This window comes from [Clostridium] celerecrescens 18A (assembly GCF_002797975.1).
Taxonomy (GTDB): Bacteria; Bacillota; Clostridia; order Lachnospirales; family Lachnospiraceae; genus Lacrimispora; species Lacrimispora celerecrescens.
Genome location: NZ_PGET01000001.1, coordinates 3,697,551 through 3,717,694, shown reverse-complemented (window position 1 = coordinate 3,717,694; position 20,144 = coordinate 3,697,551). Strand labels below are relative to the sequence as shown.

General features: G+C 43.5%; 4 protein-coding genes. All 4 read left to right on the top strand.

What is annotated here, in order from left to right; translation table 11 throughout:
- Position 1 precedes the first annotated feature (1 nt).
- The 4 genes from H171_RS16890 to H171_RS16875 all read left to right on the top strand — a co-directional run bounded on the left by H171_RS16890 (position 2) and on the right by H171_RS16875 (position 20,144).
- Positions 2–4,195, top strand: a complete 4,194-nt coding sequence (locus H171_RS16890) for a hypothetical protein (RefSeq protein ID WP_100306180.1) — start codon at positions 2–4, stop codon at positions 4,193–4,195.
- 60 nt (positions 4,196–4,255) lie between these two features.
- Positions 4,256–4,687: a single-stranded DNA-binding protein gene (locus H171_RS16885; RefSeq protein WP_100307561.1), complete on the top strand. Its 432-nt coding sequence runs from the start codon at positions 4,256–4,258 to the stop codon at positions 4,685–4,687.
- 168 nt (positions 4,688–4,855) lie between these two features.
- Positions 4,856–5,923 (top strand): hypothetical protein, encoded by a 1,068-nt coding sequence (locus H171_RS16880; protein ID WP_100306179.1) that lies wholly within the window; start codon positions 4,856–4,858, stop codon positions 5,921–5,923.
- A 91-nt stretch (positions 5,924–6,014) separates the two neighbouring features.
- Complete coding sequence (locus H171_RS16875) at positions 6,015–20,144, top strand: SpaA isopeptide-forming pilin-related protein (RefSeq protein WP_100306178.1); 14,130 nt, start codon at positions 6,015–6,017, stop codon at positions 20,142–20,144.

Below are 20,144 nucleotides of genomic sequence, written 5' to 3'. Positions count from 1 at the left end.
TATGAAAAAAAGAATGAAAGGATTCGCCAGCTTGCTTTGTACAACCATAGTAATAAGTACCAGTACATTGCCATCATGGGCAGTATATGCGGAAAATGGTCAGATCGTAGAAAAAACAGTTCAGACAGCCACTTCATCCGAGGCGGACCGGATTACGGAAGACAATGAGGAGGTGGAGGAAGAGAAAGAGAAAGAGAAAGAGACCAACGAGGATCTGGAATCCGGTTTAGATACAGATGGAAAGATGGATGAGGAGTTAAGAGAATCCACTCCTTCTGAAGCGGAAGAAATACCAAAAGATGCATCTACGATACTTCCCACTAAAATAGCGGTAAAGACCACCGCTTTCAGCTCCCTGGGTGATATCTGGGATGCCTGGGCAGGAAAGACCAGCTTTGAATTCTTGAGCGGGAGCCAGGGAGAAGGTACAAAAGAAAAACCCTTTCTTATTAAGAACAGGGAACAGCTTATGGGCCTTTCGGAGCTGACCGCCATGGGAATGATGGTTCCGGAGTCTGGGGAGATGAAATATGCCGGTAACTATTCCGGATGCTATTTTGCCCTAGGAGGAAACATTGATTTACAGGGACTGGATTGGATACCCATAGGTTTTTACAGGGATTCCTCTGAAAATGCCGGTGAGGTCCCTTATCCCTTCAGCGGTCAGTTTGACGGGAACGGATATACCATCAAAAACTTAAAGCTTAATTCCTTCGCCAGCTTTAATAATGTAGGGCTGTTTGGGGCAGTCTCGGATGCGGGGATCCATGACATTACTATCATACCGGACAGCAGTGAGATTAAGGGAAAAGACCGCACCGGAGTTGTGGCCGGGTATGCTGAGAATTCCGAGATTCGGAACGTTACCGTGAAAAGTGCCTATATCCGATCTACCGGCATTGCAGGGGGAATCGCCGGAGAGATCAGCGGTACCGTCATTGAAAACGCTATTTGTGAAAAGTTGATGATTGATTCCACAGGCGGAGCGGATGTGATTTATGTTGGAGGGATTGCCGGAATTGCATCAGATTCTTATATCGTGGACTCTAATGTTTCCACAGGGGACGGAACCACGGCCAGAATCCAGGGAACAGGCTATATCGGGGGGATTGTCGGATACCAGAATGCAGCCTATATCTACAATACGCATGTAAGCGGAACCATAGGCGGTTACCATTCAACGGCTATCGGAGGGATCGCCGGAAGATATGCAGCCGGGAAACTTAAAGTGGCACGGTTTGAGGGGACCATCGGAAACTCTCAGCTTGGCTCCCTGGCAAGAGAGGGGACCTTTATCGGAACCAGGCAGGGAGCCGCAACAAACTTTAATTACATAGAAGATGTGGCCTATCTGTTTACGGATTCTGAAAGCAAGATCAGCTCCAATGTATGCGGATCAGAGATCAGTGATGATAACGACTATACCTATGCTGCGCATGTAGGCTACTGGCATGCCGGGGATCTGCATTATACCCTGGTGCAGGGCGGGGTTAAAAAGACCATATCAGACCGGTATTTTTACGAAGAATTAGAAAATGGCATTCTGACCATCGTGGATGAGCAACATGGGGATTACGTTCTGGATCATTTTGCCCCAAATTCCCTGGGGCGCCCCGTGAGGGGGTATCTGTTAAATGTGAATCAGATCGATACGGCGGCAAATGGTCAGAACTTCTACAATATCGCTACCCTGGAGGTGAGGGGAAGCTCCCAGTACTCCAGAGCTCTTGATAAGGAACATCGGGGTGCCATCGCAGCCGGGACAACAGTAAACGTAACAACAGCTCCAAAGAATACGGATACAGAAAAGTTCCAGATGGAGGGTACTCCAACTTACTCAAACAGTAAAGGAGTAAAGAAGAGTACTATTTATTTGGATAACAGCCATGCCTATACCTTTTCGATGCCGCAGGAGGATATATCTGTATCAGCGGTTTATAAGAAGGTGGCAGTATCCATCGAGGTGAAACCAGAGGATTATTCTTTTGCAGTAGTACAGACCAGGACAGGTAACCGGAAAAGCCCAGTAAAGACCACAGAGATCAGGAATAAGGAAGGGAAGCTAATTGCCCGTTATATCAACGGAGTGTTAGAGCAGGGAACCGAAGTTCAACCAGTAAATATCAAGGCCATCATTGATGCCAATAATGACGTAGAGGACGGCCGGGTGAAATGGAGCATTGACGATCCTCAGCTTATCAGCCTGGCAAAAAATGATGATGAGGGGACTGATGGCTATACGGCCAAATCAGCCAGCCTTACTGTAAACCTTTCTTCCTCATTTTTTACAAGCATCACAGAAGTGGCAGAAAGAACCCAGGCGGAAGGGAATTACCAGTATAAGATCCCCAATACAATTTATGGAGCCGGACACCAGAACGGCGGCGTTGCGGTCCTGACAGCACAGACCAGGCCTTCCGCTTCCTTTGAAGGTAAGCCCTGTATGGCGAACAGCCGGATCAATGTCACATATCAGATCCTGGATAATACCTTAGTGGCAACGGAGGGGGCCGACCTAGATAAACAGGCCCTTACATATACCGTAACAAGAACCTTAACCGGGGACCGGACTAATCCACAGGAAATCGTGTCAGTAACGGCACCCCAGTCATTAACGGCTACACTTACACCTGATTTTTTCTCCAGGGATGAAGTGACCTGGACAAGCTCGGACCCTGCAGTGGCCCTAGTATCTCAGGATCTAGAAGCTTACCGGGAGGCATCAGTTTCTGTCCGAAAGGATTCTGCCTGGATCAGAAATATCATGGCATCGGATAATGGGATCCGGGAGAGTGATAAGTATGCAAAGATATCTGGAGCCGGAAGCCGGGAGGTAATTGTAATGGTAAATGGGAAGGACAAGCTTGGAAATCAGGCTTCTGCCACATGCCAGGTAAACGTAAAGTTTGTAACCGATGACCAGACAAGGATCATTCCGGAAGGGATCACTCTGGATAGGACAGCGCTTTCTTATAGTCTTGGGTATCAAAAGGCAGGGGACATCCATTCCGTAACAGTCCAAAAGTTTGGCTTTGAAACGATAAAACTGTCCGCGGCCGTTCTTCCGGAGGTGGAGGATACCACAGAGCATAAGCCCTATGATCGAAGCGTTTTATGGATATCTTCCGATCCGGAAACAGTAACGGTGGATCAGGAAGGGAATGTAGCACCGGTTGACGGAGCACCGTGGATCAGAGAAGCACTTTCAAAGGCGCCGTATCGGTCGGAAAAGAACGTGGAGATCATGGCCGTAACAAAAGATGGCCAGAAAGATGCTTCCTGTAAGATTACATTAACCTTCCAGGCAAAATGCATCGAGGCAGACCGGGAAGGTGAGAACTATGACCTGATACTCACAAAGACAGGAAGATCAAGCAACCCCGTTTATTCATGGAAAGGATTTGAAAGCAAGAAATTCAATGCTACCATTTATTCCGGAATCCAGGATATGAAGAATGTACTATGGCGTTCCTCTGATGCCAGTATCCTTACTGTGGATCAGGAAGGAAACGCGACTCCTGTAGTTTATAATGAAAAACAGGAGGTTATGGCGAATTGGATTAAGAAGGCCATGACAAAATACCCATATACCGGAACCGCAGCGGTAACAGTTTATGCATCTGCGAGTGATGGAAAGATGTTTGATCCGGTAACTGTTACTCTTAATTTTAGGGTAATAGACAATACGACCTCCAACAGCTCCGGCGGAGGCAGTGGTTCCTCTGGAGGCGGAAGCAGTGCCCACTCCGTGGGAGTAACGACTGCAGGGAATACACAGGGGCCAGCAGCTCCGGCTGGAGCAGTAACGGGAACCTGGACACAGGTGGCAAATGGAAAATGGATCTTTGCGTCAAACCGGACGTATGCTGATGAATGGGCATATATCAGTAACCCATACGCAACCGGAGAGCAGGAAAAAGCCTCCTGGTTTCGGTTTGGCAGAGATGGGTTTATGGTGACAGGCTGGCTAACAGATCCAGATGGAAATACTTATCACTTAAAAACTGAAATGGACGGAACTCAGGGCCAAATGCTTACCGGGTGGCAGTACATACCCGGTGAAGCGGGACAAGCTGAAGCGCGAGCATGGTATTTCTTTAACCCTGCTTCCGATGGAACAAGAGGTAAACTCTTAATCAGCACTGTTACACCAGATGGATATACAGTTAATAAGAAAGGCCAATGGGTACAGTAAAACAACATAATAAAAATACATAACCCCTGCTCATAGGGGCAGGGAGGAATGGAGGAAAATATGAATCGTATAATTTTAATGGGGAGATTAACCCGTGACCCAGAAGTAAGATATTCCCAAGGAGAGCATGTTATGGCAGTTGCAAGGTATACTCTCGCAGTTGACCGCAGAGGCCGCAGGAATCAGGACGGCAATGAACAGACAGCTGACTTTATCAATTGCGTTGCATTTGACAAAGCAGGTGAGTTTACAGAAAAATATTTCCGCCAGGGTATGAGAGTACTGATTTACGGAAGAATCCAGACTGGGAGTTATACAAATAAGGACGGAAATAGAGTATATACAACGGATATCATTGTGGATGAACAGGAATTTGCTGATAGCAGGAATGTATCTTCTGATAATTCCAGGCCAGCATCGCCTAATGTAGTAGGGGACAGCTTTATGAATATATCTGATGGAGTGGCTGATCCAGATTTGCCATTTAATTAGGGGATAAAATAGTGATCTTGTACTTTGACAACCGAATATATTTAACTGATAGAAAATGATTAAAAAAATTACATATTAAAACATGAGCTGATTGACACATGTAATTTATGTGTTATGATGACTAAATTGAAAGAGAATTTTTAAATAAGTTTTAAGGGGGATTTAAGTATGAATAAGAAATTATTGACGGCTGCTGCATCAGTTATTTTAATAATTGGATCAGCTATAACTTCTTTTGCAGGACAGTGGAAGCAGGAAGGTGCTGTGTGGAAATACCAGAATGATAATGGCTCTTATGCAACAGGCTGGAATTGGATTGATGGAAAATCCTACTTCTTTGATACGACCGGGAAGATGCTTGCTAACATGACCACTCCTGACGGTTATTCAGTTAATTCAGATGGAGCGTGGGTTGTGAATGGTGTTGTGCAGATACAGTATGCCAGCATGCCAGCTAAGGCTAACGCAGGTAATTATGATCCTCAATATCCCTTAAAAGGATATATGGAACAATGGTTTGTGACCAGTCCGGTTACTGGTACAACTGCTTGGAAAAGCGATCCGAATAACTTCTTCTATGAGTCAAATAATCATTTGCAGTATGCTTTGGATCTTGCCATCAGAAACAGGGATCCTCTTTCTCTTAACTATTTTGGTGATGGAAAGGAGTTGGCTGCTATTGCAAAATTGACGGACTATCCAACTACAGGATTGGAGGGGGTGGATCAAGAAAAGCTGAACCGTCTGACATTGGAAATACGGAACTTCTTAAACAGTTTTGATTGGAGAAATGCAACAGATTACGAAAAAGCGGTACAGATTGCAAAAAGAATTACAAAGGCTGATTATCTAAACCATGAAGGTACGCAGTATTCTTACAGCTGCCTTGTAGATGGAAAAGCAGATTGTAATGGATATACTAATGCAGCGTATTTATTAGCGGCGTGTGTTGGATTACCTTCTAATGGACTTGGTTTTGGCAATCATATTTATCCTGTGTTTTTGGTGGATGGAATGTGGTTAGCTTATGAGCCAACCAGTAAAGATAATTACTTTACTGTAGCAGATGTTTATTCTCCATCTTTTTATTTAAGAGACGAACCGCAATTAGCAAAATTAGGTGAATACTGTGAAGCAACTGGCTATGAAATTCCAGTAAGTGTGGAAGGAAAGTTTCCTAATATCTCTTATGGATATATTTATGGAGAACGGGCTCCGTTTATAAAATTTAATTAATTATATTATAAAAAAGCTATCGGTTAATCATAATCGGTAGCTTTTTTATTTGCTCAAAACAACGAGAGGCGATGAAAAATAAGGAGAATAGATGATCAGAAGTTGGAAAAGTGGTAAAAAACTAAATCAAAAAATTGCTGGGCTACTTGCAACTATTTTATTATTGACACTTATTTTTACGTATTTACCACCAGGTATTTTTAATACCTGGGGTTTTGGTTTAGTGTTTGTCAGTTCCGGACAGGCCGGACATCCGTACCTAATGGGAAGGGCTCCCGGTGATGATAGAGACAAATGGTTTTTATGCATGAACTCAGGTGCTACAGCCCATAGCAATTACGATTATTCTAAGGTTAATTCAGATATTGATTATTTTAAAGGAACCATTGAGCAGAAAAGAATGTTCTGGGCTTATATATTAGCGTTTGAAAGTTATGATTTAAATACATCTCTTAACTCTCAGTTTGGCCGTATTACTAAAGATGAAGCAAGAGATGTCGCATGGTCGAAAGGGAAAAGCAATGGTGGGTCTGAACGGGTAGAAAACTTAGCGAATGACGGTTTTATGTCTTTGGAGAACATTCCAGATGGCTGTAAAAAACCAAAGGATATCCTAGAGTTAATCAGTAGGTACAATTCCGAGAGCAAGGCTATGTATATCAATGATTTAAGAAGTGGCCCTGGGCAGATAGATACAACTAAGTTGTATGAGTTAACTGGGCTTACAGATTGGGAAACATTTAAAAAATATTGTATCATTGAAGCAGTAACGCCTGGATTGGTCATTAATACGGAAGGCCAGAATCTCTCTTGGAGTTTCCCTAAAGCCCCGGCTGGACAAAAACCAACCGAAGCTGTCATGAAGATTAGTTATAATCCAGCTATTTTTAGGGTATTGGAAGTCACAGGTAGCCTGGAGTATTTCCAGTGTAACATCCAAGGCTCACAGCAACTATATCGAGCAAAAGGAAATGTGAAAGAAAAAACCTGCGAGTTTTTCCTCACTACAAAATACAGTTCAAATACCCCTTCATTAATTACTGATGGAGGAGAAGTGTCCTTAAAGGTTTATCGACACAATGAAACCTTTGAAACCAATTATAAAGTTGATCTGGAAAAAAGAGACTATGAAACTGGAAATCCTTTGCAGGGTTCTACATGGCAGGTATTGGAGCATTTCGACGATAGCCAGTTAAGTGATGATGAATCAGATGGCGGAATCATAAAAGACAACATGAGAGAAGATCCAACAACCTGGCAGGATTGGCTGATATTTGACGATGATCTTGTAACGGATGCCAGTGGGCGAGTCTCCCATAAAGATACCCGTTTTTATGATTTTAGTCATGCTTATTGCAATGGCCATCCAATTCCCCCGGAACCGGAAATTGATGAATCGGAAGGTGGAGAAGAAGGGGAAGGAGAAGGGGAAGGAAGCGATGACACCGATGAGGGGGCAGAAGAGTATGAAAGATTAATGGAGGAATGGCAAGCGGCAGTAGATGAATGTGAAGCGTGTGTGGCGGCCAGTGGAGGAACATTCCATCACTGGGAATGCGGTAGTGAAGAGGAGCCGTCTGAGGAAGAAGCATTTGAAGCATCAGGCTGTAAGGCTGCCAGGGATGATGCATATGAAATATTTATCAATCTTGAGTATGATTACACGTTCAGGGAAACAAAGCCAAGGGATGGCTACATCATTCATGATCCGGGACATCCGGATGACGTTCCGATTGAAATTATCACAACAGCAGCTTCCGAAGCCGGAAGAGCTAAAAGGTGGAAAAGTTCCAGTAATGCAGATATAAGAGTTACGGGATATGTCCGAAATATAACGAAGGGCAGTTCAAGTAGTGAAGACAACCTTACGGAATTAGCAATGCGGAGTTTAACAAACATGGAAATCCCTGAATCAGATATTTCCAGCCTGACAGATGAGGAAGAATTATTACTTGCTGATAACGATAGCAATGTGGCAAGTACATCTTCATCTACATATTCTGATGATAATGAGGAAAGTGGAGATTTAATCCTGAAAGAAACCTATGATCTCCCATTAAAAGAAAGAATCATCAACAAATTACTAAAGTTTATAGGGCTTCCCAGTGCTTTTGCAGAGGAAAAGGAGATAACCGTCAAACTTACCGCTAAGGAGGATGAAGAGTTATATGATAAAGAGTTTGATACAGAAGAGGAATTTCTGGATGAATTCTTAGATGATGAAGATGAATCTACTCCATCTCAGGCTAGAAGGAACTTTATGAATCTTTCATTAAGACATAGTCTGGCCACAGATTCCGATGCATCTCTTCCTAAAGAAGAAAGAGGAATAAGGCAGGTCAGACTTTTTGCTGAAAATACTGACGAAGAACCAGTCATGACAACAAAGCTTGGTTTAAATGCTCTCAGCAGAGCTACCAGTAAAATGTTTGAAGAAGGAGAAGAGGACAGCCAACCGGAAGTAGATAAAGGACCGAGTAATAATACAGCTCATACCTTTAAAGTATACGATCATCGTGTACCAGGACAGGTTCATTTCAATAAGAGAGATATGGAATTAAAGGCCGGGGAGTCTGTAGATTTTGATTCCTATGGAGATTCCCAGGGAGATGCAACCTTAGAAGGTGCAGTATATGGTTTGTTTGCGGCTGATCCTATTTACGGACCGGACACACAGCGAGATGGAAGTGGAAATGTAACAGCCGGTATTGGAGTGGTATTTGATGCAAATGATCTTGTCTCAGTTGCGGCCACTGATAAAAATGGGGAAGGTTCCTTCTTAACGATAACAGAAAGACCTCATAGTATCTACAATTACAAGGCAGGAAAGATTGAATATACCGGAAAGGAATATCCAAAAAACCTGTATGTCAAAAACGATTATGACAAAGCACATCCACAAGAGGAAAAGGGACGTATCTATAAAGATAATAAAACCATGAATGGGGACAGCTGGATAGGAAGACCTTTAATCCTTGGCAATTATTATATCAAAGAACTTACTCGTTCCGAAGGATATGAGCTTTCGATTACCGGAAAGGATTTGGAGGTAACCAATGCAGAAAAAAGTACCCGTGAGTCCTATGGCGGCACCACTGATTCAAGAACGGCTCCGGCAGGATCTGCCTGGATAACAAGGCAGCTATACCATGCAGTTACCTTCCCAGAAGAAAATGCTGCTTATGGAAATAAAGAAAACTTACTTCTTCTCGAAACAAAATCAAAGGATGCCACGAATGGTTATAACGTAGTCCTTGATGGAATTTCAGAAGGAGCGGATATATATCTAAACAACGTCACATTGAATCCAGTAGTGATCCGGCAAGTGGATGGAGGAGACTGGGTTGATGCAAAGGAAGCACCATTTTATCTGACAGCAGAATCAGACTCCGTTTATAAGCGTGATATCAATGGAAACCTGATTGAGAAATCAGGGGTCACTGCAAGCATCAAGGTTCCTTACGAAGCCTACGGAACCGAAGCCGATAAACTTCCTACAGAGGGGACTGCTGCGGCCAGTGACCCGGCGAGGTTTACCAGCGCTTTCACGATTTCAGAAAGTAACATAAATTATGTGAAAGCTGAATTGGAGCAGATGATGCGTAATTCTCTCCATATGGAAACTCCGAAAGATGGTGATTATTCTACGACTGATGTCCCAGTCTATGATGAGAAACGGATAGTGAATGGAAAAATTGTCTATGGCAGGCCGGAAATGGTCCTTGAAATTGAGAATGCCACGACTAATAAATCAGTGATCGAAACAATATTAAATTATTACATCAATGAAAAAGTATTTACCTATGGCGGCCTTCAAAAAGTGGAATATAACGGCTGGAAAGTCATTGTAACGGTCGTTGTCGGTATGAATCCGGGGAGGACTTTGCTGTATCAAACAAATTCCGGTGGCGATATCGTTGCTGCTTACTTAACAAAACTGAATACCACCTACGAAAGATATATTATCAGAAAGTACACAGGGAATGAATTAAATGCTGCAGAAGTAGGAAATGCAGGCAAATACATGATTAACGTAACACCAGATTATGAAGTGGGTGATGATGGAATCCCAACGGATAAAACCATGTATCCGACAGATAGCGAGAGGTACCTTCGTTATGCTGCAGGAGAAACCCTTTACGATTACTGGCACTTAAATGGCGGTACTTACGTAGGCCATGCTCCCGTAACCAGGAAAGTCTGGAAGCCGAATTACAAGGAGGTCATTGTAAATGAAGAGAATGTAAACTCTTCTAAAATTCCCCAGGTTAACTCTACGGAAGTGGCGAACCGGGTGGGCAGCAGCTATTACTATTATGATAAGGTTTCAAAGCAATATACCATTCATGTCGGTTCAAAGGATATGGACCTAACCGGAGCAAAATCAGGTAACTTTACAATCGCACTTAATAATGGAAAGACCGTTGTAACAAATGAAGATATAAGTAAGATCGGTTCAAACAATGTGTGGGGGTATACGGCTGGGGCTAGTATATCCAATGCAGAATATGTAATCCGTGTTTCCGGAGCAGGTGCAGGAGTCTCTACTTCCGCAGAATTTGATTCCAACAAGACCTTTATTAAGAATCAGCATTTGATTTTCAATGGATATCACAATCTTATTGAGGATGGAAATACAAGTGAAACACCAACCCCTGTGCTGGAACGTATCATCGGACAGCAGATCAAGGTAACGAAGACCATTGATGAAAAGACATACGACAACACCAACTCCTATGCCGAAATCCATGATGACTGGTTTACAAGAACCCTTGGCGGGCGTCTTGGAAGAGACACGGTGGCCAAGAAGATGGACAACTTCCGCTTTAAGATATACTTAAAATCAAATCTGGAACGACTTTACCGTGACAATGATGGAAATATAATCTGGCAGGACAGGCTGGGAAATGAAATTAATGTGATTGATCGAAATGAGAAATTCCCGGCCCTGGTAAACAAGGTTTTCACAAAAGTGCAGCGTGTCACCTCTCCTTTATATAAAGACTCAGAGGATGCAATTGTAAGCAATAATACCTTGTACAGCTATACGAATGGTTTTATTAACGGGAATCAGAATAACGGCTATACTTCCGTACTGGAAACCAAATCGGCAAAGACGGATAGCAGTGATGGAGCAGGAATCATTTCTGTTTATAATTATGAAAAGTTCTTTGATGCCATAACTGTAGCCAATGATGATAAGTGGAATCGTACAGATAATGGAAGCACTTCTTTTAAGCCTTTTGCCTTAATAAAGAAGCTCCTGTTTGGAACAAGCGGTGCAGAAAAACAGTATCCAGTGGTCCACAATAATTCCGTAATTAAGAACCATATCAATACATCGGATATAGCTACGGATAATGCCCTACGTTCTGATCATGTCCGCCAGTTTGCCATTACCTGGTATTTGGATGACGAAGTGGCAAAGCTGGTGAAGAAAAATCAGGCTGGAGAAACGGTAAGCGCCACAGGTGGCAATGCTCATTCCAATGAGGTTTACGACAAAGCCCTTTCAGAAGCCATCCAAAAGGCAGAAAACTATTTAACCCCCTTCTTCGCTTATGATCTTGACCGGATTTATTCCATTAAATGGGATAGTGCAAAGGATGGCGGATCAGATAAAGATCTTACAACACTTTCAGCGGATACCCTATTTGGTGACATTGCTGGAAACAGTCATGGTTATTACTTTGCTACTTCAAAATATCTTCCATACGGAACTTATATAGTGGCAGAACAGCAGCCCAAATTCAGCAATCTGGGGGATTTAAAGAACAAGCATTACCAGATTGATAAGCCAGGAGAAGTCTCTCTCCCGTCTGTATATGCGGATTATGATGGCTCCCAGGATACACCGGAAGTGACTAATAATTATTACAATTATTCAGTTGGCATAACACAGCCTGAGATGGAGAGGAAGTACAAGATCCGTTTCAATGAGGAGAGTGTAAACGTAATCAAGGGCAGGAATGCGGATGGCGACTTTGAAGTTTACAAGTACGGCATGGACATTGGCAACATCAGAAATGGTGTGGCGGGGACGGGATCAGGTGACTATTTTGCACTGAGCCAGAACAGATTCAAACCATATAAGAACTACTACAATGAGCAGGATGATAGGACGAGTGGAAATGTCCCATATTACCTGTCAGAAGGCTTAAGTGGAAGAGATACCGTATCAAAATACTACCGTTACAGCTCCGTGGCAGAAAATAAAGGTATCGCTGATGATGTTCCATTTCCTGGGGGAACCATTACAGAGAACAATGGTGCTGGAATCCAGTACAAAGATAATGTAACGACTATGCAGGGCGTACAGATAGCTTATGATGGAAAGTATGCCCCTATGCTTGTTCCATGGACGGTCGTGGCCCCTTACAATGCAGTAACAGAGGCAGCGGACAGTACCCTATCCCCAAACGGAGAGAGTTCATACAAAGGCTTTGGATATACGAAGTTTCGAAATAGTTTTTTTAAAGCTAAGCTGAGGATTGAAAAGCTGGATTCAGAGACAGGGGAAAACCTTCTTCATGACGGAGCCTTGTTTGCTCTTTATGCAGCGTCCCGGGAGGACGGAGTGAATACGGAAGGTCTGGTAAAGTTTTATGAAATGGATACCCGGATCGAAGGATCAATGGAATTTTTAGAAGCCATGGGAGCCAAGAATATTGCCCTTGAAGGGAATGCCTGGAAGGGAACTGTTCCGGCAGGAACACCCATATGTAAGGAATCGGAACAAGTGATACTTACCGATCAGGAAGGAAGAAGGACAGGACAGTTTGAAGCCTTTACAACCACCAGGGACGGCCTTCTGCCCGATGAAGCGGGGCACACTGGGGCCAAGGAAGAGGATTTAACAGAAACATCCTATCAAGATCAGAATACCGGATATCTGATTACTCCACAGCCTCTTGGTGCCGGAACTTATGTTCTTTGTGAAATTAAACCACCAGCTGGTTATATAAGGACAGAGCCAGTAGCCATAGAAATTTATTCCGACCGGACTACCTACTACCTGGACGGAAACAGAGACGACCGGGTAGCGGCGGCTATTTATGAAGATAAGTCAGGAGAAGGGCCACAGGGTTTTACAAACATCGCTAGGATTTATGTAGGGAATACTCCATTACGCCTGGAAATATCCAAAATCAAGGACTCTGAGCAGACGGTCATATACAAAACCAACACCAGGTTAGAAGGAACAGAACTGGAGTTAAAACAAAGGTATGGGACAGAAAACCTTGAATTTGCCTACAAAAACGGAACTTACTTAGGCTATGCCTGGTTCAAAGGTACCCTGGAGTACTTAGAATCCAGAAAGGCCGCAGGCGAAGATGCAGAGCCGGTCTATGTTGATGGGGTATTTGCCGGGTATGGCCTGATATCCAGGCCCTTAGATACCGCAGACGATAACAACCGCTACGTGGCCGGGGCGCAGATGACTCTTTATGACGCCATAGAAATCGTGGAGAATGGGGACAGCGGAGATTATGGATATGATGGTGTTGAGGTAATAAGGGACCGGAATAATAATGTTCAGTCTATTCAGGTATTAAAGGGATACGCTGGATCATCTATTGAATTTATTCGAGAGGAGGATGAGGAAGGAAGCTTAAACGGAGTACCAGGGGAAGGAATCTGGACTTACCGGACGATAGAGCGGGGGGATACAGATATTCTTTTCTATTCCTTTGGAGAGCTGAAAGTAACGGAAACCGGGGCGAAAGGGAAGTTTTACGGTTATGACCGAAACGGGAACCAGGTACAAGTAAAAAACCGGGAATCCATCTACGTGCTGAAGGCCGGGCAGCCTGTCTACGAATTGACCGGAGGTGATCTGTCTGCGGTGAAATACTCTGCGGCAGACAAGTGCTTTAATTTAAGCCATGGAACAATCCTTTATCACCTGGACAGTAATGGTAACCGGGATGCATTTGTGAATCCGACTACCGGTATGGCCTACGCGAAAGAAGGACAAAAGGTCCTGGTATGGCCGGTAAAGGTATCCCGGACGAAAACCGGAGCGGTCATTGCCAGAGAAAAAATCAAAACTTGGAGAATCGCTACCATCAACGCCGACACGGATCAGGAATATATCACAGGGACTTATAACGGAAATAGTTTTGATAAAAGCATGAAACCGGTCCTAAATGGCCATGGCCTTCCGGAGTATTACCAGAGATCGGCTGAAACCTACAAAAAGGGCGATCCTGTCTATGACATTGATGGTGATTTCGTCCGTTATAAATACGATGACCTTCTTCCTGCCTATAACAATGCTGCTTACTGGATCAATGACAAGGCCAACATGGAAGATATCGGGAAGGAAGAAGATATCATAGATGATAAGAAGCTTTATCACCGCAAGGGAGAAGCATGGATCATGGAGAATACCTGGATCACCGGAGAGGAGTACCCCAATGATCCATTTAAGGCCGATATGACCGTAGGCCAGGCCGATATGCTAAAGCGGGTGATCCCAGGAACGTACATCATGGAAGAGGTCAAAGCTCCATCAGGCTATACCAGGGGATTTCCGGAGGGTGTTACCGTAATAGAAACCAGAGAAGTCCAAAAGACCGGGCTGCAGGATGAGAAGATCAAGGTGGAGATTGTAAAGACCGATGCAGCAGACCGGTACCGACTTGATGTACTCAGTGATTATCAGGAGGGACTTACATTCACGGAACCGAAGGGAGCCTACAGTTACGTTCAGATTTCCGGGGCACATTTGGCACTTTATAAAGCAAAGCGGATTTATACCACGGACGGAGAAACCTATCCGAAAGGATACTATTTTGTAAAGACAGAAAGTAAGGCGGCAGAATGGACGATAGAAAATAAAGCCGATAATTCACCAGTACAAATGATAGCCGACTGGATCACAGACGGGACTCCGAAATACTTTGAGGGAATTCCGGCAGGGGATTACATTCTGGAAGAGATAGATGCTGCTGTTGGGTATGTCCGTAACTCCATGGAACTAACGGTAAAAGCTACCGGAGAAGTGCAGTCTGTAAATCTTAAGAATGATCATACAAAGCTGGAGGTTTTTAAATATTACGAAGATGGCCCCGGAAGAAAGTTGCAGCTTCCTAACAGCCATGCGGCTGACCTGGCCCTTTATGAAGCGAAAACAGATAAAGACGGAAACATTCTGATGGATGGAGTGATGCCGGTATATGACGAGGAAAAGAGAGTAGCGGGCTGGACGACGGATGACTTGACTGAGTATACAGAAAAAACAGAAAAAGGTACTGGTTTTATGTACCGCATAAAGGACTTTCTTGGCCTGGCAGAAAATCAGTCCAGTTTTATCACGGACTTTGAAGCGGCTTACCAGGAAAAAGGGGAAACCCTTACTTCCCTTGTCTGGTACACGAAAGACGGGGAACGGACAGCCGAACGGAGCGAAATCATCCGGACCGGAAAAGGGGAGGGGACCGTGCAGACTTGGACCACTGATGCCGGGAAGACAATTCGAATCACTATATACCGGAATGTAAGAGATGGTTCCCTTGATTCAGATGGAAGGCTTCCTCTAAACTTTGAATATCAATTCAACTATGAAGTGGAAAACGGGATAAAGAGTTATGACTCCTTAGAAGGAATGCACCGGATTGATTATTTGCCCTTCAATGCAGTAAAAGAAGGGAAGAACGTAGGGAATTACGTCCTGGTGGAAGAAAAGACACCGGCTGGCTTTGAAACAGCCGATCCAAAGGCTATTGTCCTTATAGAGACTGGAAATGTGCAGAGATTCAGCCTTGAAAATGAGGAAAAGTATATCAACGTCCTTAAAGTTATAAAAGACGGAGACAGAGAATATGCTGCAGAGGGCGCAGAACTGGCCCTTTACCGGGCTGATGAAGCCGGGAACTTTATGGAAGATGAAGCCCATCTAATACAGACCTGGATTACCGGGTCAGATGGAAGGTATACGGAAAACGATAAATTTAATGAGGACATCCTGGAGGGATTTGACCTGGGAGATTTAAAACCTCACCGGATCGATAAAACCCCTTATGGGACTTATTATATCGCAGAGCTAACAGCCCCACCCTACATGCAGAAGATAGATCCAATGAAGATCCTCGTGGGAACAGAAAAAGTACCTGTTTATCGGGTCGTAAATATCCCAAATGTCGGGAAGCTGGAAATCAAAAAGAAGGCTTCTGATACCGGAGAGGGACTGGAAAACGCTCGTTTTATGGTATCTAATAAAGATACCGGGGCTGTCTGGTACATGACAACTGGGACAGATGGAAAGGCAGAAATAGCCGGACTTCCGGTGGGCATAGTGCAGACAGATGGATCTATAAGGCCTTTCACTTATGCTATCGAAGAAATTTCTCCATCGGATCTTTACCAGATTTCAGAAGGAATGAAGAAGTTCCAGTTTGACGGGAAAGAGAACGGAAAAGAAGTACTTTATACCTATGAAATTGAGAACCAGCCAACAAAAATACAATTTAAAAAGACTAACTTTGATAATGGTCTGGTTGTGGAAGGTGCAGAAATAGCTGTGTATGAGGCTGTAGTCATTGAGGGAGAGTACTATAAGGCTGGAGAAGCCATTGAGACTTTCGTATCCGGTCCGGCTGGTTTTACTTTGACAAAGAAGCTATCAGCGAACCGGGTTTACATCATGGAAGAGCTAAAAGCCCCAGCCGGATATGCTCTTTCAAAACCGGTGATCTTTACCTTGAATAAAGCGGGAACCGGAATCCGGAATGTATCAAATGATTTTAGTATCTTAAAGCTGGCTTGTGACAATGGTGCCATAGAAGCCCTAACCGTTATCGCAAGAGTTCCGGTAAAGGTATTCACCATATTAAAAGATTTAGACACAGGAACCGAGCTACCTTCCTTTATTGGAACAGGAAGCGGCCAAGTTTTAACAGCAGAGGATGGAATCATAAACGGCCATTTATATGAAATCACCGAATACACCAGATATTCTGATGGAAGAACAGAAAAGTCCTTTAAGGAAACGAAACGGATCTATCTTGACGAAAACGGATCCTATTCCATTCCTTCCAGGACATTCCTGGAAACAAGGCAGGAGCTGAACGATGGAAATGGTAACGTCCTTGCAAACTGGACTGTTAATGTGGACAATCATGATTATACAATCAAAAATCCAGTAACAAGGGAAATCCCTATAGCACAAGTAACAAGCAGCATAGGAGCGGATCACGGTGCAGTAAAAACAGGAAGTGTCATAAAATACACGGTTTCCTATACCAATCCTTACAATCATCCAGTTGATATCCGTATCAATGCGGTCCTGAAAGATGGACTGGATTATTTAAGATCCACCAATTATGGAGTAGAACAAAACGGAATTATTAACTGGAATCTCACGGATACCGCTGCCCATGAAAGTGGTACGGTGGACTTGGTGGCTGTGGTCAGCGGTGAGACGGGAATGCAGGCAAATGTGTATTTTGAAACACAGACGGAGGTAGTTACGAAGCGTACTACTCTCACAAATCCCATTGTCCCGGAAGGTTCCATTACCATCATAAATAAGCTGACCGGAACCGGAAAGGATCAGACGGATGAATTTACTTTCCATGTAAGACTTATGGACTCTGCTGGAAAGACCTTAACTGGATATCAAGTATATGGTGGTACATCGGAGGGACGGATCAAAGGTGAAGAAAATATCACAATAACCGGTGATGGGTATCTTACCTTTGCAGGATTGCCCTATGGAACCAGATATGAGATTACACAGGAGCCAAAAGACGGCTATGACAGTGTGCTCCGTTCTGCCGGGCAAATTGAAGGAGGAATGGTAACGGGAGAGGTTTCAAAGGCTATACAGAACGCAGTATTCGAAAGCAGCCGGAACAATGAAACGATACGGGATATCTTGACTGCAGGAGGAAACTATCGCCTCATGGAAACCACAACGTACAGTGACGGAAGCAGCCTGATAAGCGGAGTTTATTGCTTTCAGCTAAATGCTTCAGGAATGGTTGATAATGTAGATATGGAAGATCGGACGGTACACTTATATATCACGAAAGTGGATGCGCAAACAGGAGAGGAGCTTACTGGAGGCCGTTACAGCCTAATTGATGCAGAAACAGGAGAAGTCATATTTGAATTTACGAAAGAAGAAGGAAGGGAGGTACTCATACCAGCAAAACTGATTACTCCAGGAAAAGAATATATCATCTTGGAAGAACAGCCTCCAGCTGGTTACTCTTTTGAAAAAGAGATCCGCTTCACGGCGGAGGAAAGCGGCATACGGACAACCATTATCATGCAGGACCAAAAAACAGAAATAAAGATTATAAAAGTAGATGCAGAGACAGGAGATATATTAACAGGCGGCCGCTTCTCTATCCGGGAAAAAAATAATGGAACATTAATTAAGAAATTCACTGCTAATGGGGGACCGATAGTTTTAACCGGACTTCTGATTGCAGGAAAAACTTATGAACTTTCAGAAGAAGAGCCTCCGGCTGGATATAGCTATTCCGAGAGTGTAACCTTTACTGTTCCAGATGAACCAGGTCTGACTACTATAGTCATGAGGGATAAAAAAACAGAGGTCTTAATAAAGAAACAGAAAGGCTCCCTTCTTATTGGAACGCCATCAGAAGCAGCCAGTCAGTTACCGGGAAGTACGCTTCAGATCTTAAAAGAAGATAAGGCCCCAGCAAAGGCAATCCGTAATGGAAATGGTTTTAAGGCCGGAGAAGATCTGATCTTTATCACAGGAACTCAGTTGAAGGAATTAAAAGGCCAGCTGGAAGCCGGAAAAAAATACTGGGTACACGAAATCAGTCCGGCAGATGGATATGCCTACGCAGAAGATATTCCATTTACGGTCAGTAGAAACGGTGATGAGGACGTTATTATTATGATTGATAATCCAACCCATCTGATCCTATCTAAAAAGTCTATCACGGGCAGTGAGGAGCTGCCAGGAAATCATATGAGCATAAAAGACAAGGATGGAAATATTGTGGAAGAGTGGATATCTGGGACGCAACCTCATGAACTCATTGCAAAGTTAAAAGCGGGAGAACGGTACTGGCTCCACGAAATTTATCCTGTAGTTGGATATTCATATGCAGAAGATGTTCCTTTCATTGTAAGTAAAAATGGCGCGGCAGACATGGTTGAAATGAAAAACAAAGTCACTGCGATTCGGCTTAATAAAGTAGATTCATCCGGTGTACTTCTAAAGGGAGCTATATTACAAGTGTTGGATCATCAGAAAAATGTGGTTATTCCAGATTTTGAAACAACAGGTGAGGATATAGATATCACTGGAAGATTAGAGGCTGGAAAAACTTATTACCTTCATGAGGTGAAAGCTCCATCAGGATATTTTCTTTCCTCAGACATAGCATTTACAGTGCCAAGAAGCTCTGGACTATTGGAAGTCACAATGACAGATCTCAAACAGCATAGCCCTGGTTCTGAAAAAATGTTTCTATATAAAATAGATGCTTCTACAGGACTGGGAATAAAAGGAGTGGAATTTTCTATTTACCGGCCTAACGGAAGTATTTACCTGACTGTAAAAACTGGAGAGTATGGATATGCGAAATTCGATATGCCGGAAAACGGAACCTATACCTACAAAGAAACAAAGACAGCTCCTGGCTACCTTTCAACAGATCACACGTACTCATTTTCCATTCATAACGGTGTGGTATCAGGAATCAGTACTATATCAGTTGTAAATCATCCTTCACCGGAAGTGTTAATACAAAAGTCAGACGCTGAAACCTCAGAAAAATTAGCCGGTGCAGAACTGGAGATCAGAAATGAAGCCGGAGAGCCTGTATACAAAGGAATAACAGATGAAAACGGAGGAATCTCCTTCCTTCCGCTCCGCTCTGGAAAATATACCGTACATGAAATAAAGGCCCCAGAGGGATATATAAAGACTGATGCTTGCCTGACTATATATGTAACGGATGATGGAGCTGTTACAGGAGAATTTATATTGTATAACAATCCGGAGCATGGGAAGAAAAAGGGTTTCATCACAGCCACATATCAATCCAGCCTGAATGGTCTTGGAATTTCTAACTATAAAGGAAAAGGATTGTGGGGCTGGCTAAGAAGACTGCCTAAAACGGGTGATGTAAATCTGAGAGGGGGACTGCTCTTAAGTATAGGGCTGGTTGGTATTGTTACTTCCATTGTGATCGTAAGGAGAAGAAGAGATAAAAAGGATGAAAAATAG

Bases quoted from the DNA above. Each gene is read 5' to 3' on its own strand.
- H171_RS16890 (WP_100306180.1), top strand. From the start codon at position 2: ATGAAAAAAAGAATGAAAGGATTCGCCAGCTTGCTTTGTACAACCATA.
- H171_RS16885 (WP_100307561.1), top strand. From the start codon at position 4,256: ATGAATCGTATAATTTTAATGGGGAGATTAACCCGTGACCCAGAAGTA.
- H171_RS16880 (WP_100306179.1), top strand. From the start codon at position 4,856: ATGAATAAGAAATTATTGACGGCTGCTGCATCAGTTATTTTAATAATT.
- H171_RS16875 (WP_100306178.1), top strand. From the start codon at position 6,015: ATGATCAGAAGTTGGAAAAGTGGTAAAAAACTAAATCAAAAAATTGCT.